Below are 20526 nucleotides of genomic sequence, written 5' to 3'. Positions count from 1 at the left end.
CGCAACGAAATCAACCACGCGCATCCTCATCCTCCGTTTCCGGCTCGTCGGCAAGAACGAAATAGCTTTGTTCCTCTTGGCGGAAGTGCAGCCTCAGTACGGCATACAGCCCGTACAGGCAGGCAAGGAGGTCCTGTACCTGATCCGCTTTCACCGCACCATTGAGGTCGGCGGTTCTGACGTGATAGCCCAACCTTCGACTGAGCCGCTCGATTTCGGCGTGCGCACCCGCCATTGTCGCGATCGAATCCGCGCCACCAATCGAACGCTCCAGCATCGGGTAGAGATTCGCGCCCTCGGAACGCTCGTGGGGAAGAATCATGTCTTGGAGAAAGCTGTCGGTTTCGTGCAGTCGACGCAAAGCGGACGTACGATCTCCACTCACCACCGCCTCTGCGGTGACACGGATTACTTCCAGTCCATCTCGCATCTCTCGATGCTCCGAGGAAAATCCTCGGAGCATCATCAACAACCTCGGATCGAGCACCGGAACCGTCGATCTCCCGCCGTTCAGTGCACGTAACGCGTTGAGTATCACGGCAACATCGATCAACTCCTGCAACAAGGCACCGACTGCGGGAATCAGGAATCCGAAGGCAGCAAAGATCATCGCGACAAGCGACAGCGTTGTCCCGAGTATCGCGCTCTGTAACGCGATTCGGCGGGATCGACGGGCAATGTCCATAGCGTCGGCAACGCGGGAGAGTCGATCGGTTGTCAGAACCACGTCGGCCGCCTCCGACGACGCTGTCGCGCCGCGCGCGCCCATCGCAATTCCGACCGATGCTGCCGCCAAGGCCGGTGCGTCGTTGATTCCGTCACCGACCATCAACGTCACCGCCTGGGCCGACTCTTCGCGGACACGTGCGACTTTGTCGTCCGGTTCTTGTTCTGCATGAACGCAATCGAGCCCCAATGCAGATCCGACCTCGACTGCGGGTTCTGGTCGGTCACCCGTCAGCATGACAATCTTGCGTATCCCGGCTGAGCGCAGTCGTCGTATCGTCCACGGCGCGTCCGTCCGTATCGGGTCGAGCAGGAGAATTGCGCCACTGAGAGTGCCGTCGACACTCACCCAGGCAATCACGGCGCCGTCCAGACGCGCACGATTCTCCACTCCGGCAACCCAACCGGGACGATCGACAGTCCCGTCAATTCTCCCCACAGTGACAATTCGGCCGTCGACCGTCGCAACAACACCATAGCCGGGTCGCTCAGTCACCATTTCTGGTGTGCTCAGCGATAATCCACGTGAGCGGGCACTGCGAACGATCGCTTCCGCCAGAATGTGTGACGATACCTGATCGGCAGATGCCGCCAATCGAAGGAGCGTCGCACTGTCGTAGCTATCACCACATACAACATCTGATTGTGTCGGCCGTCCGCTGGTCAGAGTACCTGTCTTGTCGATCACGAGGGTGTGGGCGCTTCCGAGCTTCTCGAGCGCTCCACCCGACCTGACGATCACGCCGATGCGCGAAGCGCGCGAAAGTCCGGAGACAATGGCCACGGGAGCGGCCAACAACAACGGGCACGGCGTTGCGACAACCAGCACGGCGACAGCCCGAGGGAAGGAATCACTGATGGCCCACGCGGAACCGGAAATGATCAACGTGGCCGGAAGAAACCAACCCGCTACCCGATCGGCCAGTCGCACAACCGGTGCGCTCTCGGCTGCCGCGTCCTGCGCCAACCGAACGATTCCTGCGTAGGTGCTCGATTGCGCATCGCGACTTGCCTCGATGCGGCAGGCCCCACCGGCATTGACCGCACCGCTCCGCACGGCGTCGCTCACAGGTCTTTCCACGACGTTGGCCTCGCCGGTCAGTGCAGATTCGTCCAGCAGTGCCGGCTCGCCGACAATCCAACCGTCGGTGGGCACCACGCTGCCAGGCCCGACCAATATCAGATCTCCGGGACCGATCTCGTCGAGTTTCACTGTCTCGAGTTGTCCGTCATGCTCGCGTTGCGCAGTGCCCGGTACGTGGTCGCGAAGAGAACGCAGATCCCGCGTCGCTCTGCGGTTGGCTGCGGCGTCGAGCGTGCGACCGGTCGCCAACATGACCGCGATCAACGCGCCGGCGAGATATTCGTCGATCCACAGCGTTCCGAGGAGGGAAAGGACGGCGATGACGTCCACGCCCACTCGACCTCGGCGTAGCGCATCGATGACCCACCACGCTGCGGGGATCACGGCCACGATCGCCCCCGCTGCCCACAATGCCTCCGCTGACGGACGACTGTCGAATACCCAGGCGAGAGCGCCAGCAGTCAACGTCGTGACTGTTACGACCAATAGAACCGTCTCTGCGTTGGACAGCAAACGCGCGAGCAGGTCTCGAATCACCGGCATGATTCCAGCGTGGCTTGGCCGATCGAATATCCGGTAGTGCCGTAATGCCTGGTTCGATCACCGCAAGACCCCGTGACAACCGCCCCGGCTTCCGAACACACTTGAAGGCAAGAGGGGTAGCGAACCGACACTGTCTCGGCAATTCGAGGAGCAAATTCAGGTGGATACGCGGGACTCGTACATCGATGTACACGAGACGACTACAGGTGTGGTCCTTCTTGTCCGTGAGCGCGCGTACAAGATCAAAAAAGCGCTATCGACCGCCTACCTGGATTTCGGAACACCTATGCAACGACAGACGGCGCTGCTCCGCGAACTCGAACTCAACCGCAGGATGAGCCCGGACGTGTATCTGGGCGTAACACACCTCAACGATCCGCTCGACGCAACGAGAGAGCCGATACTGGTGATGGCCCGGATGCCTGAGGACCGGCGACTGTCATCGATGATCACCTCAGGTCAGGACGCTGCGGGCGAAGTGCACCGTATCGCTTCCCTGATAGCCGATTTCCACCGCCGAGCTATCCGAGGCGCGTGGATAGACGCGCAAGCGACAGCGGAGAGTGTCGGCGCACGGTGGAAATCGAACATTGCCGAACTACGAGAATTATGTGTCGGCACCGTTCCTGTCGACAGCGTCGATGCGATCAACACAATGGCCGAGACGTTCTTGTCTGGCCGAACAGTGCTGTTCGACAGGAGAATTGCCGACGAACATATCGTTGACGGACACGGCGACCTGCTGTCCGACGACATATTCGTCCTTCCTGACGGTCCTCGAATCCTCGATTGCCTCGACTTCGACGACCAACTCAGATTCGTCGACACGATAGACGATGCAAGTTTCCTCGCTATGGACCTGGAATTCCTCGGGCGAGAGGATCTAGCGGACGAGTTTCTCACCACGATAGTCGCGCTGTCGCAGGATCTTCCACCACGGGCGCTGATCGACCACTACATCGCATATCGTGCGACTGTCCGCGCGAAAGTCGATGCACTGCGTATGAGGCAAGGTGGAACGGGCAGCATCGCGCGGCTCGAACGCCACCTCACTCTTGCCTGTTCTCACCTTCGGCGTGCCGAGGTGCGGTTGTGCCTGGTCGGCGGACTCCCAGGTTCGGGTAAATCAACACTGTCGGTCGGTCTCGCCGAACATACCGGCGCTGTTGTCATTTCGAGTGACCGAGTGCGTCGCGAACTGATGGAGGATGGCACACTCACCGGCGCGGCAGACGAGTACCGGCAAGGTCTCTACTCCCCCGCAGCGCTGGACACGGTCTATGCCGAGATGTTGGCACGGGCGCACCGGCAGCTGACGATGGGACAGTCCGTCATCCTGGATGCGACATGGTCAGATTCCAGGTATCGACACAACGCTCAGGGATTGTGTTTGTCCACGTCGTCGGCGTTGATCGAAATCTGCTGCAGTACGCCGTTACCTGTTGCTGTACAACGAATTGCGATGCGCACGGAGTCGCTGTCCGACGCCACCGCCACAACGGCGGCCGCTATCGAAGCCGGACAGGATCCGTGGCCTGAATCCGTTTCGATCGACACCAACATCGACATCGACGTCAGCATCGAAGCCGCGGTGAATGTGTGGAATTCATCAGGGCATTCACCCGTCGACGGTGCGTAATCACGGTACGACGGTCAGGACCTCCTCGACCGTGCGCCTACCCGAGACAACTGGTTCTGTAGCTCCCAACTGCGCTTGCCCCGATGCTGTCTCCGCGGAATGCGATGATAATCCGATCCGGATCATGATCTGCGGATTCTGGAATGTCTCGCCCGACCTACATGCGACGTCGCGCACGATCTCCCGACTTGCCTCCACCTCCGTGAGGTGTGTCAGTGGACAGGTGGCGAGATGCGAGGCAGTTGCGTGTAGCAATACCGACGACAATGCCTGTCCCGCGTTCAACCAGTCTTTCGGCGTATCCGATGCAGTGCTGAGCAGAACCAACGCAGCATTATCGCGTGCACCGCGTTGGATCTTCAGGTGCCCGGAAGGGAATGCTCGGGCGGATACGTCCTCGTGTGAGGAGAGCGCATCGGGCAATGCACCAAGAGGAACGCCGGCCTCGGCACCATCCGGAGTAGTCCACGCCTCGAGTTCGTTCCAATAGGCGGTATCACTGCGGTGCTCCTGCGCGGCGATCCTGGACGCCTTGTCGAGCATCGCGCCGTAGCGGCGCACGATGACCGTCATCGACGCCTCGAATTCGCGCGCGTTCACTACCAAACCGGTCAACGCCCCAGCCCGAGGTGGATCGAATGGGCGTCTGTCGGTCCGTCGACGCTCCAAGGTCGAGAACAGTGCTGCGCTCGAACCTATCGGTTCCGCTCGACCCCGGAACGTGATCGAGGCCAACAGATCCGGGTCGGTGCGGTCCGGGAGTGTCGCAACGATCGGTTCGAGGAGATTGTGTTCCAGAGCAACTCGCAGGTGATGGAGCGCTGCGCCACAGCTGATGACCAGTTGCCTACCGCTTGGGTCCTCGATTGGGATCGAGCGGCGACGATCGACGTACAGACTGAGTTCACCGCGCCGCAATCGCCAGGACCACGGTTGAATGTTGTGGACGGACGGGGCCAGGCATGCGTATGAAACGGCACTCGAGATCGTTTCGGCATCCGCGCTTGCGTAGTGCACCATGTTCGATCACTCTCGTCTGGAATTTCCCACGGCAGAGCGCACCGCGGGCATCTTTCGATCGTGCGCCGATCGCCACTGGTCTCGCTACGGCCGTTGGTCATCATGATCATCACCCTGGCTTCAGGGCGAGTTCTCGAGTTCGTTTCGAAGGTTCGTGACGATTCCCTCGGCCCATTGTTCGATGTCGGACCAATCTCGCGCGTCACCGTACTTGCCGCCCATGAGGGCAAACACGCATCGCCCGAACAGTGGCCAATCGCCGCGTCTGACTACGCCGGCAAACTGTCGATGGTCGCGTAGGTCAGACCCTGACCTGAGTCGCGCGACGGTATTCGGCTCCCTGGCCGTCGCGCGAATGCGCCGCGTAAGTCGGTCAGCAACAAGACTCGATGTCTCGCCCCAGGTGGACACCGAGAACGCCCACACCGGTGGTACCTGTTCGCCGGCGAGCAGTCGATCCACCGCCGTGCGAGCCGGGGGCAACCAGTCCCGATCGTGTACTGCACTGCCCACTATCACAGCGTCGAACCGGCCGAGATCTGAATCTTGTTCCGTCGAAACAATTTTCGTGTCCGCTCCCAGATTCTCACAGCATTCTCCGATCCTTCGGGCGATTCCTTCCGTGGATCCTTTGGCGCTCGCGTACTCGATCAGAATTCGGGGCATCGTCATTCGCCCCTGTCCGGGAGCGGAACGGACCACACCAGGGTGGTGCCAGACCGGGTAGTCGTTCGCACATCGAATGTTCCGTCGAGTTCAGCTGCCCGCTCAGCCAAGTTGCGTAGTCCCCGCCTGTGGATTCCCAGCGGAATCCCGACTCCGTCGTCGGCTATCGTCATCGTCAGATCATCGAGCACCTCGACGGCAACCGTTGCCGACGACGCCTGCGCATGCTTGACCACATTGCTGAGTCCTTCACGCAGTACGGCTTCGACCTGGTCTGCGACCTTCGGACCTATTACGGTCAGTGGACCTTTCACCTGCAAAGAGACCTTCAAGTCGGTGTCCGCGGTAACCTCGGCGATCACGCTGTGCAGACGGCCGCGAAGGGTGGGGACTTCATCCCCGAATGCATGCAGATCGAAGATAGTCCTACGTATGTCCTGAATGATGTCCTGCAAATCGTCAATAGTTGCCGTGAGCCTGCGCTGAACCTCCGGTGTCCGCGCACGTTGCAAGGTGCCTTGAATCGACAACCCGACGGCGAATACGCGTTGAATGACGTGATCATGGAGGTCACGCGCGATCCGATCACGGTCGGCGAGTACGTCGAGCTCACGTAACCGACGTTGATTGTGGGCCAGCCGAAGCGCGACCGCTCCTTGATCGGCAAATGCCGACATCTTCTCCACGTCGTCCGGTCGGTAAGCTTGGGATTCCCGAACTTTCAGGACAGCCAGTACTCCTGAGACCTGTTGTCCATCGCGTAGAGGGAGAACGATTGCCGGACCGTAATCGTGTTCGTCATCAAACCCCGGATCGAATGCCAGCGAGTTCGTGCTGATCGGCTTCTTCAGCCGGTAGGCCTGGCCTGACGTGGAGCAGTCCAACGGAATGCCGTGGCCGACGAGTAAGTCGGTGCCAGGGCCGCTCGCGACCGTGATGACCAATTCGACAGGATCAGCGGACGTCAGTTCCGGATCAGGTGGCACTGCCAGGAACGCGCAATCCGATTGTGTGAGTGACAGAGATCTGTCGGTGATGAGCTGAAGAACCGCGACTGGATCCGCACCTGCAAGCAAGGCCGTGACAACCTCGCCTGTCGCATATTGCCACTGTTGCTTGATGTTTGTCTGTGCGTAGAGCTGTGAGTTTTCGATCGCGATCCCGGCTGCCGACGCGAGGATCTTCACGATCATCTCGTCGTGCTCGGTGAAGGACTGCCCGTTCGTCTTCTCTGTGAGATAGAGATTGCCGAACACCACCCCTCTGGTTTGGATGGGTACACCGAGAAAACTGTGCATCGGGGGGTGGTGGTGAGGGAACCCGACAGACGCCTCGTGCTGGGACAGATCGTCCAGACGCAAGGGTTTCGGGTCCGAAATCAGCACGCCGAGCACACCACGACCACGCGGGAGGTCCCCGATCTGCGCGCGAGTCGCCTCGTCGATTCCCTCGAACACGAATTGCTTCAACTCGTGACCTTCACCCAGGACACCGAGCGCACCGTGTTTTGCGTCGACCAAGGAAATTGCGGATTTGACGATGGTACGCAGCGTTACATCCAGATCAAGTCCTGCCGAGACTGCAAGCAACGCTTCCAAAAACCCGTCGACGCGAATGAGTTCGTCTGATCGGGCATCACATTCGTTTTGAGGATGCCCGAACAGTCTTTCGTGATCCAGCTCGTCGTTAGTCATTGCGGTGGCAGATGCTCATGCATTTTCGTAGCGAGAATCGCAGCTTGGGTGCGACGTTCGACACCCAGTTTGCTCAACAAACGCGAGACATAGTTTTTCACGGTCTTCTCCGCCAGGAACATCCTCGCGGCAATCTGCCTGTTCGTCAGACCCTCGCCCAGTAGACCCAGTAACACGCGCTCCTGATCGGTCAGTTCTTCGAAGGGGCCGTTCTTCTCCGCCGCATCGGTCCGAAGCTTCGCCATCAGCGCCGCGGCGGCACGGTTGTCGAGCAGCGACTTTCCCGATCCGACGTCATGGACGGCACGGGTCAGATCCAGCCCCTTGATGTCTTTCACGACATACCCACTGGCTCCGGCCAGGATCGCGTCCAGCATCGCCTGATCGTCTTCGAAGGAGGTGAGTATCAAGCACCGCAGTGCGGGCAATTTCGACAGCAGTTCCCGGCACAGTTCGATCCCGTTTCCGTCTGGCAGGCGAACGTCGAGGACCGCGACATCAGGCACAAGAGCCGGGATCCGCGCCAGCGCATGCGCGTAGCTCGACGCTTCACCGACGACGCGGAGATCCGGATCGTCGTCGAGCAACTCCGCAAGACCACGACGTACAACTTCGTGGTCGTCGACCAGAAATACGTCGATCATCGATAGGTCCGTTCTCCCGCGTGGATAGGTGCGATTACCCACACTCCCCGGCTACCCATCGCAGAGTGAACGAATCAGTAACTCGAGAAGACGTCGGTCACGGGCCGGCGCGGCGTCGGTTGTGGGCGGGTACCGGTCGGGGCCCGGCCGATACGCACGAGCATCTGCGGTGTTCCGATTTCGGGCACCATCCGTTGAATTATCGAACGACTTCTCGGCACCTCGGTCACATGCGACAACGGACACGTCGCTGCCCCTCGCACCGTGGCTTCGAGCAGAATTGACGAGAGGGCGTGGCCACAGCGCAACCAGTCCATGCGACTGTCCGATGGCGTACCGAGCGCGAGCACTGTCGACTCGTCGGCGAATCCTGTCGGATCGGTCGGCGCATTCTGCCGCGTGGGAAAGGTTCGGCCGATCGGAACCCCACCTGAACCTGCCACCAGCGACGTCTCCGGGATCCCTCCTGATGTCATGGAATGCCCAGCCCACCAATGCAGCTCGGTTTGATATTCCACGTCGTAACGTCGAGCAGCCGCTGTCGACCGCGTTGCCTCGACAAGACCTTCCCTCTGGGCTTCATCCAAGGCGATAACGCTGACGTTCAACTCCTGCGCCTGGTCGACAGCGCTCTCGACCAGAGAGTTGATTTCGTCGAAGATGCCGAAGGCCCGGCGATCAGTCCGACGACGGCGAATCGCCGTCAGCATGTCGAAGTCATGTGAGCGCGGACGCGCATCGCGCCGGAAGCCGATCGTGGCAAGCAAGTCCGGGGACATGGCTCGGCGTTCGTATCGAATGTCAGTAGTCCACCGCAACCCAAGCAAACCCACACTCAGGTGGTGCAGCGCGGCACCGCAACTGATGTGCAATTGTCGACCGGTGGGATCAGCTGCCGGAAGTAGCCTGGTGCGGTCACCGAAAAGCTTCAGCTCACCACCAGAGTGCTCCCATCGCCACGGCTGACTGTTGTGCAAAGAGGGTGCCCGACATGCCAACTCGACGGCAAGCTGCAACACGCTCGAATCGGGTCTGGTGATGTCCATTTCCCCTTCTCCTCCAGTGTCAACCGAACAAAGGTTCCGGATACTGCTGTCAGTAGAAGCGTCGCAGCACCGAGGCATCTACAGAAGTGCCGATTGTCACCGCCTCACAGATATCGGAAACCAGATAACGCGCAGAAGGGAATGACACCGGAAATGACTTTCTCCTCTGCTGTCAGGACTGCCACTAGCCGACGATTCAATAACAGTCCCGTCGTTCTTGCCGCGAGCCGAAGGAGATCAGCCGTGAGAATCAAACCCCCTGTAGTTGTCGGATACGACGGATCGGTGCAATCACGTCAGGCAGTGTCGTGGGGTGCGCGCGACGCTGCTCTTCGCAGCGCGCCCCTGCTTGTAGTGACCACCATGTTCACCCCCTCGAACTACGGTGTTCCGATCGGCATGCCTGCTCTCTACTTCGATGAGCAGGCGGCATCGGCGAAAAGACGCTTGGCGGACGCTACCGAACTGGCGACCGATGCAGCGGGAGAGCATGAACTCGACGTCGACGTCGAACTTGCCAGCGATCCACCTGTCGTTGCACTCCGTGAAATCTCCAAGACTGCAAGATTATTGGCTGTAGGAACCCGGGGTCATGGTGAATTCACGGGCGGGTTGGTAGGTTCGGTGAGCTCGTCCCTGGCGGTGCACGCACTGTGTCCCGTGGTCGTCCTTCGTGGAAACTTCGACGAGGACCAAGACGCCGACACGCGTCCTGTCGTCGTCGGTGTCGACGGAAGCGTGCACAGCGAACCCGCTATCGCTGCAGCTTTCGAGGAAGCCTCGCTGCGAGGGGTCGACCTCGTCGCGGTGCACGCCTGGTCGGATGTGGCTCTCGACGTTGTTTTCTCGAAGTTCAGGGATGCCGATTGGGAGGCACGGCAGAACACCGAACAGGCGCTCACGGCGGAAAGCCTCGCCGGATACGGTGACCGATACCCGGACGTACGTGTGACAACCATTGTGGTCAAGGACAAGCCAGGCAAGAATCTGATCGACCATTCCGGACGCGCACAATTGATTGTTCTCGGTCGCCGTGGGCGCGGCGGATTCAGTGGAATGCTCCTCGGAAGCACCTGCCGAGAAGTTCTACACGAGGCACAGTGTCCACTGATGATCGTCAACAGTCATCGGTGACCGACGTGAGCCACAGCGCCCGACCTTCGGCATCTATGACAGCGTGGCAGGCACGCAACCCCGGAACGATCAGAACCCATCCCCTGGTCGAGGTACGGACCCTGCGCCCGACGATCGGAGTCGGCGAAATTCTGGTTCGAGTTCTCGCGTGCGGGGTGTGCCGCACCGATCTCCATGTCGCCGAAGGTGATCTACCGGCACACCGGGCCTGCGTGATCCCGGGCCACGAAATTGTCGGGGTGGTCGAGGAGGTCGGAAGCAGCGTCGAGTCGTTCGCTCCAGGTGACCGCGTCGGAATTCCCTGGCTGCATTCGACGTGCGGCCGATGCCGTTACTGCCTTCGCGGCGCAGAGAACTTGTGCCCGCATTCGACGTACACCGGATGGGATGTCGATGGCGGATACGCCGAATACGTCTGCGCATCAGCAGAGTTCGCGCTCTCCCTGCCATCCGGATACTCCGATGTCGAACTGGCGCCGCTACTCTGCGCAGGAATCATCGGGTTTCGTGCCCTGAACCGTGCGTCCCTGCCAGAGGATGGTCGACTGGGAATCTACGGCTTCGGCGGCAGCGCCCACATCGCCGCCCAGGTAGCACTTGCCCGAGGAGCAGAAGTACATGTCATGACACGCAGCAAATCTGCGCGTGCCCTTGCGACCAGCCTGGGTGCCACCTCCGTACAGGGCGCGTACGACCGCCCTCCAACGGTGCTCGATTCGTCCCTCCTCTTTGCACCGGTCGGTGACCTCGTTCCCACCGCACTCGAAGCGTTGGACCGAGGTGGAATCCTCTCGATCGCCGGCATACACCTCTCGGACGTCCCGTCTCTGAACTATCAGAGGCACCTGTTCTACGAACGCGAGATACGTTCGGTCACAGCGAATACTCGCCGCGATGCCGTCGAATTCCTCGACTTCGCCGGGCGCCATCACCTGGACATCAGCACCGTCGCCTACCCTCTCGACCAAGCCAATCGCGCCTTGGTCGATCTTGCAGCAGACAGAACTATCGGTGCCGCAGTGCTCGTGCCATGACAACCCAGGACCGCAATACACCACGATGAGCGATGAACAGACGGCCGAAAAGACCCAGCCGCTAGGTCAGTTGGACTGTGGCGCCCGGGTGAAGTTGCACGACCTGACCACGGCACTCGACCTCGATTGGTGGCTGCGTCCCCGCCGCGGCGCTGACCCGCACTACCTTGCTATTGATACACAGACGCAGTCGATGGCCCCGGTAGAAAATGGGAAACTCGAGGGTGCCTAGTTGCTCCGGCCAGTGCGGGGAAAAGATAAGGCGGTCACCTCGCGTCTCGAGCCCGGTAAAACACCGTTGCAGCAGATCGACACTGCCGGCCATGGCAGCTAAGTGAATTCCCTCCGCGGTGGTTCCCCCCTGAATATCGGCGATGTCGGATTTGAGCGCCAGGTCGAAGAACTCCATCGCTCGATCGCGGTTTGCTCGTGCCAGCACCCAGGAATGGACAACGCCACTCAGCGTCGAGCCGTGCGAAGTGCGTGCCATGTAGTAGTCGATGGTTCTCGGTATGGCGTCACCGGCGAACTCATAGCCCAAACCGTCGAGGATGTACCGTAACTCGTCGGAGGAGAGCAGGTAGAACAGCATCATGACGTCGGCTTGCTTCGATGCCTTGTAGCAGTTGACGTCGTCACCCTCGGCCTCGAGGATTCGATCGAGGCGTTGGATGTCGCCGTAGCGGCGGCGATACTCTTCCCAATTCAGTTCCGGAAGGTCGGCATATCCCTCGAACTGGCTGATGACCTGATCGTGAAACGGGACGAACATGTGGGCAGTGATATCCCTCCAACGATCGATTTCCACCGTGGTCAGTCCCAGCGCCTGAGTCAGGTCCGAGCGAATCTGAAGCGGGACCACGTCGAGCGCGTCGAGTGCCCGCAGCATCACCCAGACCGACATGACATTGGTATATGCGTTGTTGTCGATCCCACCGAAAGGGGCGTTCGGGTATCCGGAGTGGAACTCGTCAGGTCCGATGACGCCTCGGATGACATAACGACCGAGCGCCTGGTCGAAGGAGGTGAGGCTGGCATAGAAACGTGCAATTTCCACCAAAACCTCTGCACCGCAATCGATCAGGTACTCCATATCTCCAGTGACCTGATAGTACTGCCATACGTTGTAGGCGATCGCGATGCCGATATGGTGCTGGCGCCGACTTGGGTCCGGGTGCCAGCGACCGGATCTCGGATTGAGATGCAATTGCTGGCTCTCCTCCCGACCGTCACTGCCCGACTGCCACGGGAACATCGCGCCCTGGTGACCGGCTTCGCTCGCCGCCCGGCGGGCCTCCCCCAAACGGCGGTACCGATACCGCAGCAATGATCGGGTCAGCGTGGGCATCCGAAGGTTCAGCACCGAAAAAACGAACAACTCGTCCCAGAAGATATGGCCTCGATACGCCTCCCCATGCAGTCCGCGTGCCGGTACGCCTACGTCACGGTCGGCGCTGTTCGGTGAGACCGACTGCAACACGTGAAGGACATGGAACCGTACGACGCGCAGCGCGTGGCCGTGGCCCTCGAAGTCGATGCCCATACGGTCCCACAAAGACACCAGCGCCAGCACATGACGGTCGAGCACCACATCGAAACGGCCTAGCCGGGAGAGCCAGCGCTCGGCTTCGTCAGCCGGCTCGGACACCGCGTGATCACGGCCGGTGAACACAGTCACCATTTTCTCGAGAGTGACAGAACAGCCCGTGTCGAGGTCCACGGTGATGTCGTGCCCGATCCGGCCGCCGCCCTCGACTAGCCGGTATCGACTTGGGAAGGGATCGCCGTCACGCCACACCGTATTCCGGGCTGCCATCGCCACCGGTATTCGAGATTGGTTGGTCTGCACCACAAGCAGCACCGAGTCGTTAGAGAGTGCGGCGGCCTTCGTCAGTGCGAGGTGACGGCTGCTGAGTCCGCGGTAGCGCTCGACCAGTGTGTTTTCGACCGTGCCGTCGAGTTCCGAACGGATCTCGAGTCGGCCCGACCAGTTTTCGGCCACAATTGTCATCTCGAGGGCACAGGCATGCGAGAGGTGCATGGCAACAAATCTTCGCTGGACGATCGAGGTGGTGTAACCCGCGTTGTCGCGGATCCGGAAGCGGCGAGTGAGAATGGCCCGGCGAAGATCAAAGTACTGCTGGAACTCGAGCACTTCCGCAGCGTCGATGTCGAACCACGACCCGCCGTCGATCCGGAATGTCACCGGCAACCAGTTCGGCAGGTTCACCATGCTTTCGTTGTCGAGGGTGCTCCCGGTCATTTCGTCCTGGAGACGGTTGAATATGCCGGACGCGTACGTACCCGGGTAGTGCCCGGCACCTGCGGAGGATTCAGGTGCGCAACCGCGAGTGGCGACAGCACCGTTACCTACCGTGCAGAGTGCCTCTCGAAGTTTCTCGGCCTTCGGGTCGTACCCGTCGAAGAACACTGTCCAAGGATCACTCGGCTCCGGCACTGTCGCCGAATGGCTTCCCAGCAGATCGGCCAGCCATTGCAACAGGTGGCAGACCTCGTCGGGGCTGTCGACCGCGAATCTGGCAGCCGACCGTCGATCGCCGTCCTCGAAGTGGCGCACCACGATACCGACTCCGAGGTCCGCCACCGCGGAAAAGGCATCCTCGTCGGTGAAGTCGTCACCGATATAAATCGGCAGTACGTTGCCGGTGTCTGTGAGGTGGTCGAGAATCCAGTCCAGTGTCTGGCCTTTGTCCCAGTCGACGTCGGGGCGAAGCTCGACGACCTTGCGCCCGCTGGTGACACGGAGCCCGGCTCGATCCGCGACTTTGTGGACCGTGGCGACCACCTCGTCGACCATGTCCATATCCACCGTTCGGTAATGGACGGCAACAGTAAAATTCTTGTGCTCCAATACAACTCCCGGAACGCTGGACAGGCGGTCCCGAAGCATGTGCGTGGCACGTTCGAGATCCGGCACAGACGACAGGGCTCTGTCATTCCGGTAGTGATGTCCGCCTGGTCCGACGACTTCGAAACCGTGACTCCCCGCATACCAGATCCCGGTCATGCCAACTCGAGTCTGTATGTCTGACAGATCGCGGCCGCTGATCACACCTACCGGGCAGCAGTGTGCGAGCCGGGCAAGCTCGTGTGCGACACCGTCGACCAGGGTGGCAGCGGCCGGGTCGTTCACGATGTTCGAGAGTGTGCCGTCGAAGTCCAGGAAGACTGCTGGCTGCCGGGAACGCACAAGGGCGGTCAACTGATCTCGGGACGCCAAAGCTTCCGGTATCTCCGACATTCGGCGGCCGAGAGGGCTTGCCGGAGCCCGTGTCATCGAGTCAGCTCCAACGGTGTGTGCACAATGTTCTCTCTCCTGGTTTCCATGATGTCGGAGTGGTTCGGTGGCCATGCCTCAGTTGACCGGTCCCACCACAAACCCTGCTTTCGCAAGATCTGCAAACGCAGGGTCCGTGCGTGAACCGTCGTCCCGAACCTCGACGTATCGCGCGGAATACCCACGCGGGTCGGGGGTGCTGCCGACCTCCGGTCGCCTCTCGAGCACCACGGCGCCCGGCCACCGTGCATGCACAGCGGCACTCAAGAGCGTTCCGTCGACGACGCCTACCGAAATCGGGCCACCCTCACCGACCGCTACTACTCTCCGGCCGTCGGTCAACATCCACACACCGACGGGAAACGACCGAACCTCACCCGGTCCGCCGATGACCACCATCTCACCTATCGCGCTCACACAGTGTGCAGACTCCCGAGATTCCATTGTGCTTGTGCCCTCCTGCGTTGGCGTCATCGATCACACGGTGATCGTCACTCTCGACGTTAGTGGGATAACCCGCGTCAAACCCGTGCCGTCGGAACACAAGTGAGATGGTCCAAAGGCCCTTTTTCATGCACCTGGTGACTCTCGCGTCAGGCAAGTCGCCGCGGAACAATTCGAGTTGAAGGCCCCGCCCTCGAGTCGCGAGGCTTACGGCAGCAGCCAGATTCAAGCATCGGCACCAACCACTTGCACGGAGGCATTCATGAGGGCCCTGGTCACCGCTGCTAGTCGGCACGGCTCGACTACTGAGATCGCCGCCGTTCTCGCTGAAACTTTCCGTGGCAACGGCGTGGACGTTGATCTTGTCGCCCCAGGTGAAGTACATGAACTCACCGGTTACGACACGATCGTCCTCGGCAGTGCAGTCTATTACGGCCGCTGGATGAAAGAAGCCAAGGACTTCGCGGATCGCTTCTCCGATGCGCTGCGGCTACGGCAGGTTTGGCTGTTCTCGTCCGGACCGATCGGGCCGGACGAGCCCTCAGGCGGCGATCCCTCCGACCTTGCCTCCCTGGTTGACAAGACCGGCGCCGCCGAGCACCGATCGTTCTCCGGCAAACTCGATCGCACTGTCCTCGGATTCAGCGAAAAGCTCGCATCCCGGGCGGTGCACGCTCCGGAAGGGGACTTCCGCAATTGGGCGTCGGTGCGCAGTTGGGCAGAGTCGATTATCGACACACCCCGGCGAACACGCCACTTGGAACCGGAAGGCAACTCATGACCATGCGCGCACCGATTGTCGTCGGAGTCGACCGTTCCGACGCCGCATCGAACGCCGTTCGGTGGGCTGCTCGAGAAGCCGCACTACGGGCACGCCCACTGCACCTGGTCGCCACGATGCCCGGTACGGAAACTACTTTCCGAAACGCCGTAGCGCTGCAAGCACCTGAGTTCCCGGATCAACGCTACGAAGGTGAGGAACGGCTCTCGAAAGCCCATGCGGAGGCACTGAACTCAGCCGACTCCACACGACTCACCATCGTCAAGCACTTGAGATTCGGCAATGCTGTCGAACTGCTGCTGGACGAATCGCACGACGCCGCAATGCTTGTCGTGGGGTCGCACGGGCTTGATCAATTCGCATCAGGTGTTCTCGGCTCCACAAGCGCGGCAGTGGTGTTGCATGCTCCATGTCCGGTGGCGATCGTTCGACACATTCCTGGCGCGAACCGATCGCCGCTCGACGGTCCGGTGGTAGTGGGTGTCGACGGCACGGAAAACAGCGAACCTGCCATCGCCGAAGCATTCGAAGTTGCATCCCTGCACGGAGTCGATCTCGTTGCAGTCCATGCCTGGCGCGATTCTCATCTCACGACCGCCTTCACCTCCGACCCCAACGGTGTCGCCCTCGACTGGGACGCGATCGCTACCGCCGAACACGCCGTGCTCGCTGAACGACTCGCCGGGTGGAAAGAAAAGTACCCCGATGTCGCGGTTCGGCGGGTCGTCGTCAAAGACCGCCCTGCACGGCAGTTGAATGCCGAATCGACATCAGCACAACTCGTCGTCGTGGGACGACGCGGGCGCGGCGGAATTTCTTCGATGCTTCTCGGTTCCACAAGCCGGCACCTCATGCATACGGTGTGGTGCCCTCTGTTGATCGTCCATTCCCCCGTTGCATCCTAACCGAAAATCCGACAACAAATGAGCACATCAGACTGATCGGGCTGGCAATGACCACACACTTCGAACCGTCCGCATCCCCAGAGACATCGCGGTCCTCACAGCGATCGCTGACTGTCAACCGCCTCGCCGCCGAGTTCTCCGGACGCATCTCCCCGGAATGTATCGACATCGTCGTTGAAGGCTGTATTGCCGACCTGTCATGGGCATCGTCGAAGGCTCTCCCCGAATTGAGCGAACGCCTCGCTCGTCAACGGATCATCAGTTACCTCGACAGCAAGGCCAATAACTTCGACTGAGAGGGCGCCGTGAACGACGTCAAGGGAAAAAGTGCACTCGTCACCGGTGGCGCGCGCGGGATGGGCGCAGCTATAGCTAAAGCCCTGTCGGAAGAAGGTATCGGAGTCCTGATCGGAGACCTCCTTGATACGGAAGGCGAAAAAAGCGCAGCGAAGCTGGGCAACCAGGTGGCCTTCCAACGTCTCGACGTCACACAAACCGAGAGCTGGAAATCTGCCATCGACACAGCAGAAACGACATTCGGCCCCCTGTCCGTTCTCGTCAACAATGCAGGCATTCTCGAGTCCGGCAGCATTCAAGAGCAACATCCGACGCAGTTCAGACACGTCCTGAACACCAACCTGTACGGTGCCTGGCTCGGAATGCATTGCGCTGCACAGTCACTGATGAGATCGCACAGTGGCGCCATCGTGAATATTTCCTCCACCGCCGCTCTGACCGGCTACGGGGGACTCGGAGCGTACGTTGCAAGCCAGTGGGGCCTTCGAGGGCTTACGAAGACTGCCGCGCTTGACTTCAGCCCGTACAACATACGGGTCTGCTCAGTTCACCCCGGACCCATCGACAATGCAATGACAGCGCCGTTCGGTTCCTCATTCGTTGCCGGGCAACCGATCCCGCGCTGCGGAAGCCCTGGGGAGGTTGCCTCGATGGTGCGGTTCATAGTCTGCGAAGCGACGTACTCGACCGGCTCCGAATTCATCCTCGACGGCGGGTGCACATCGGGATTCACTCACCCCGTTCCCGATGGGAAATAACGATTCGCACCCAATGAGAAAATCCATTGACACGGAACCGATTTCGCGGGAGCGAATGGGCGGTTAGCTGCCTCTCGTCTCGGTGACCAATCTCGCGAACGAGGAAGCAGAGAAAAAAATAGAACAGACCCCGCTGACCGGGATGGGAGTCACAATCAGCGGGGCCCGGCACCGTCGACAACGTCGATGACGCGAAGATGAACTTAATGCCCCGCGTTGGGGTCCGCCACTTACATACCGGTAACTACGAGGTGGTCACAACCTCACACCGAGGTTACTTTCTGTCATGTCGGGACCGATACCGGTACCCGGGTAGGTACTTCTGCCCGTGTACATTGCTTTTTTCACTGGCAGTATCAGAACGTACCTCCACGCAGTGATCGAAGGTGATGGCATGTCGACCGTCAAGGCCCAACTGGACAATTGTCAGTTTCTGCTGAACCGCGCCCAGCTTGCCGGCAACGACGATGCGATTCGGCAGCTCTCGGAGCGCCGACTCACGTTGGTTAGGCAGCTAGCCAGCATAAGAACTCACCTTCACCTGGTGTAGGTACGCAGCCGGGCTGCATTGCAGCCCGGCTGCCCCGTGCCAATACCCCCGACCTCACACCGAGGCCAGGGGTATTAGCGTCATCCGCGCCGAGCACACGACACGGCGACCCACTATCCACACCAAGACTCGCCCCCTCATGTTGAATCTCGACACAACGACCATACGGTCGTCAACGACGTTTCGACGCAGGATCATTCGAATAGATGACGAAAGACCCATCATCAATTACTTTCGGCCAATCAGCACAAACGTTTCGTCGTGCGGTGACTCATCCGTATCAGACACGTGACGGTACCGATCTGGGTGGACTGATGTGTGCCGCAGCCGGCAACGACAGGTGCGTATCTGGGTGACCCATCTGGGCGGTCGTCAGCATCAGCCACGTGGATCGGTGCACGCCGAGACATCGCCAACCATTGACATCTCTCGCCCAACCTCGACACAGGTGCAGAGAAACCGTTGTAGCCCAACATCATTGCTGACATCAGACTAGAAGAATGAGGCTGAGGGCTCGGCTGAGCGAACCACTTCCGGGCAACCCGGTCAAGTTCGGAAGTTCACTCGTCATCGAATCGAGGACAGTTGACCCTACTGACCCCACCCGGTGAGGAGTGAAATCGGAGGCATCAGCAACCATTTCCATCACAGGAGTCAGCTATGAGCGTTCTTTCCCCCAGAAGCTCCCGCCCGGCAATGCTACCGGCGTGGCCGTCACTTCCCGACTGGTCCGATTTGATGGCCAGATTCGAGGCGATGCCGGCATGGTCCTCGCTCGAAGGCCACATGATTCGCGTCGAGGAACACCTCGAAAAGGGCCGATACGTCCTGCGCGCCGAACTCCCCGGAGTAGACCCCGAACACGATGTCGATATCAGCGTCCGCGACGGCCAACTGACAATCAAGGCAGAACGCACCGAGAAGCAGGAAGAGGGCACCCGGTCAGAATTCCACTACGGGAGCTTCTTCCGGTCGATGTCCTTGCCCACTGGCGCCCAGGAAGACGACATCGCCGCAACCTACGACGATGGCATCTTGATGGTGACGGTACCGGTTTCCGAAGCACAATCGCCGGAAAAGCACGTCGAAGTCAAGAAGGCAATCGCCAAGGGCGGCAAGAAGAACTGAACGATCAATCCTCTGTCCGTCAAGGCTGGTACAGTCCGCCGTTCTCGATCGAAGCAGGTATGCCTAAATCAGTGGTCTCCCTGATCGTTGCGCTCTGGCTCGCACTGGCAGCGGTAGCGGCGTGGAGCACCGTCGCCTTCGTGATCGCTACGCTCAGCGCCCTCACTCTGGGTCTGTGCACACCGGCGCGATTATCGAATCCAGCAACCAACAGCCAAGGCTGAAAACCACGAAAAGAACCTCACCACTAGTCAGTCCTCTTCGGATTCTTCCGGGCTGCCTTCGCCAGGATTCACTGGCGAAAGCCATTACCCACCAAAGAAACCAACCGATGCGGACGATATGTTGTCCACCGCATTACCGAGGAGATGAACACAATGTCATCTACCCACGCACCCATGCACACGCATCCAGACATCGTCGCACTGCGCGAGCGCCACGATCAGGTAGCCCAGGAACCTACCGCCCAAATCACCGACGGCATGATGATGATGTCCGGACTGTACGGCGCTGCATCCGCGTGGATCGTCGGCTTCGACAACCAAACTCCCCTGACCGTAACGAACCTGATCACCGGTCTGGCTATCGCAGTGCTCTCGGTCGCGTTCGCAACCGCATACGGCCGCAGTCACGGCCTGACCTTCGTCGCACCGTTACTCGGGATCTGGTTGATCGTCTCCCCCTGGATCGTTTCCGGTGTCGATACCAGCACGGCGATGATCTGGTCCAACTCCGTTGTCGCAGCACTGGTGTGCCTTCTTGGGCTTGCCACTGCAGCAGTAGGAATGGGACCGCGCATTCAACGACGGGAATCGCATGACCAGTGACCCGAACGCGATTGCCTCCGCCAAACAGAGACACGGTCACGTCGAATGGTTCAACCAGGCGAGCGGGTTCGGGTTCATTGCACCCGACGGCGACGGCCCTAGCGTCTTCGTGCACCATTCCGAGATCGCAGGAAGCGGTTTCCGCACGCTTGATGACGGAGAGCTAGTTACCTACGACCTCGACCTGACAACACACCCGCCCCAGGCCCGCAATGTCCACAAAAATACGCGTACCCGGCGCACACGAGCCGAAATAACGTGAACATCGTTGCGAACCAATATGGTCCGGTGCATCGGCGGGCAGAGGA

At 60.2% G+C, this 20526-nt stretch carries 19 protein-coding genes; 11 read left to right on the top strand and 8 right to left on the bottom strand.

Going from position 1 to position 20526, the window contains the following annotated elements:
- Nucleotides 1–10: 10 nt before the first annotated feature.
- Complete coding sequence (locus tag FEZ60_RS02580) at nt 11–2353, bottom strand: heavy metal translocating P-type ATPase (protein ID WP_172935458.1); 2343 nt, start codon at nt 2351–2353, stop codon at nt 11–13.
- A gap of 160 nt (nt 2354–2513) precedes the next feature.
- Between FEZ60_RS02580 and FEZ60_RS33045 the strand changes: the two genes are divergently transcribed.
- A complete protein-coding gene (locus tag FEZ60_RS33045; protein WP_346343319.1) occupies nt 2514–3992 on the top strand; it encodes an AAA family ATPase in 1479 nt (492 codons plus the stop codon).
- Here FEZ60_RS33045 and FEZ60_RS02570 read toward each other — a convergent pair whose 3' ends face one another.
- From FEZ60_RS02570 to FEZ60_RS02550, 5 genes are all read right to left on the bottom strand, one after another.
- Entirely contained in the window at nt 3993–5012 is a 1020-nt protein-coding gene (locus tag FEZ60_RS02570) for a hypothetical protein (RefSeq protein ID WP_045067638.1), read from the bottom strand.
- 120 nt (nt 5013–5132) lie between these two features.
- Nucleotides 5133–5678: a flavodoxin domain-containing protein gene (locus FEZ60_RS02565; RefSeq protein ID WP_202025682.1), complete on the bottom strand. Its 546-nt coding sequence runs from the start codon at nt 5676–5678 to the stop codon at nt 5133–5135.
- 2 nt (nt 5679–5680) lie between these two features.
- On the bottom strand, nt 5681–7372 hold the full coding sequence (locus tag FEZ60_RS02560; RefSeq protein WP_084702790.1) for a GAF domain-containing sensor histidine kinase: 1692 nt from the start codon (nt 7370–7372) through the stop codon (nt 5681–5683).
- The gene (locus FEZ60_RS02555; protein ID WP_045067635.1) at nt 7369–8016 is read right to left on the bottom strand and encodes a response regulator transcription factor; all 648 of its coding nucleotides are present in this window, start codon (nt 8014–8016) and stop codon (nt 7369–7371) included. Before FEZ60_RS02555 ends, FEZ60_RS02560 begins: the two co-directional genes overlap by 4 nt.
- 74 nt (nt 8017–8090) lie before the next feature.
- The gene (locus FEZ60_RS02550; protein ID WP_172935457.1) at nt 8091–9062 is read right to left on the bottom strand and encodes a hypothetical protein; all 972 of its coding nucleotides are present in this window, start codon (nt 9060–9062) and stop codon (nt 8091–8093) included.
- Between the two features lie 243 nt (nt 9063–9305).
- Between FEZ60_RS02550 and FEZ60_RS02545 the strand changes: the two genes are divergently transcribed.
- Both FEZ60_RS02545 and FEZ60_RS02540 read left to right on the top strand, forming a co-directional pair.
- The gene (locus FEZ60_RS02545; RefSeq protein ID WP_045067632.1) at nt 9306–10196 is read left to right on the top strand and encodes a universal stress protein; all 891 of its coding nucleotides are present in this window, start codon (nt 9306–9308) and stop codon (nt 10194–10196) included.
- Between the two features lie 35 nt (nt 10197–10231).
- A complete protein-coding gene (locus FEZ60_RS02540; protein ID WP_045067631.1) occupies nt 10232–11230 on the top strand; it encodes a zinc-binding alcohol dehydrogenase family protein in 999 nt (332 codons plus the stop codon).
- A 61-nt stretch (nt 11231–11291) separates the two neighbouring features.
- Here the strand turns inward: FEZ60_RS02540 and otsB are convergent, their stop codons facing one another.
- Together otsB and FEZ60_RS02530 are read right to left on the bottom strand one after the other, a co-directional pair.
- Nucleotides 11292–14528, bottom strand: a complete 3237-nt coding sequence (gene otsB, locus FEZ60_RS02535) for a trehalose-phosphatase (protein WP_172935455.1) — start codon at nt 14526–14528, stop codon at nt 11292–11294.
- A gap of 78 nt (nt 14529–14606) precedes the next feature.
- Nucleotides 14607–15002 carry a hypothetical protein gene (locus tag FEZ60_RS02530; protein WP_146153466.1) on the bottom strand — a complete coding sequence of 132 codons (396 nt, stop codon included), beginning with the start codon at nt 15000–15002 and terminating at the stop codon, nt 14607–14609.
- A gap of 232 nt (nt 15003–15234) precedes the next feature.
- Here FEZ60_RS02530 and FEZ60_RS02525 point away from each other — a divergent pair, with 232 nt between their 5' ends.
- The 8 genes from FEZ60_RS02525 (at nt 15235) to FEZ60_RS02490 (ending at nt 20480) form a co-directional block, all read left to right on the top strand.
- Nucleotides 15235–15753 (top strand): flavodoxin domain-containing protein, encoded by a 519-nt coding sequence (locus FEZ60_RS02525; protein ID WP_045067628.1) that lies wholly within the window; start codon nt 15235–15237, stop codon nt 15751–15753.
- On the top strand, nt 15750–16658 hold the full coding sequence (locus tag FEZ60_RS02520) for a universal stress protein (RefSeq protein ID WP_045067626.1): 909 nt from the start codon (nt 15750–15752) through the stop codon (nt 16656–16658). The genes FEZ60_RS02525 and FEZ60_RS02520 overlap by 4 nt, the downstream gene beginning before the upstream one ends.
- 47 nt (nt 16659–16705) lie before the next feature.
- Complete coding sequence (locus FEZ60_RS02515) at nt 16706–16954, top strand: hypothetical protein (RefSeq protein ID WP_045067624.1); 249 nt, start codon at nt 16706–16708, stop codon at nt 16952–16954.
- Nucleotides 16955–16963: 9 nt separating this feature from the next.
- A complete protein-coding gene (locus FEZ60_RS02510; protein ID WP_045067623.1) occupies nt 16964–17713 on the top strand; it encodes an SDR family NAD(P)-dependent oxidoreductase in 750 nt (249 codons plus the stop codon).
- A gap of 1210 nt (nt 17714–18923) precedes the next feature.
- Nucleotides 18924–19391, top strand: coding sequence for an Hsp20/alpha crystallin family protein (locus FEZ60_RS02505; protein ID WP_045067621.1), 468 nt, complete (start codon nt 18924–18926; stop codon nt 19389–19391).
- 59 nt (nt 19392–19450) lie between these two features.
- Nucleotides 19451–19615 (top strand): hypothetical protein, encoded by a 165-nt coding sequence (locus tag FEZ60_RS02500; RefSeq protein ID WP_045067618.1) that lies wholly within the window; start codon nt 19451–19453, stop codon nt 19613–19615.
- A gap of 174 nt (nt 19616–19789) precedes the next feature.
- A complete protein-coding gene (locus tag FEZ60_RS02495; protein WP_084702786.1) occupies nt 19790–20218 on the top strand; it encodes an SPW repeat protein in 429 nt (142 codons plus the stop codon).
- Complete coding sequence (locus FEZ60_RS02490; protein ID WP_045067616.1) at nt 20208–20480, top strand: cold shock domain-containing protein; 273 nt, start codon at nt 20208–20210, stop codon at nt 20478–20480. Before FEZ60_RS02495 ends, FEZ60_RS02490 begins: the two co-directional genes overlap by 11 nt.
- The last annotated feature ends 46 nt before the right edge of the window (nt 20481–20526 follow it).

It is taken from the genome of Rhodococcus sp. MS16 (assembly GCF_013277795.1).
Classification (GTDB): Bacteria; Actinomycetota; Actinomycetes; order Mycobacteriales; family Mycobacteriaceae; genus Rhodococcus_F; species Rhodococcus_F globerula.
This window is presented reverse-complemented; position numbering and strand designations above follow the sequence as displayed.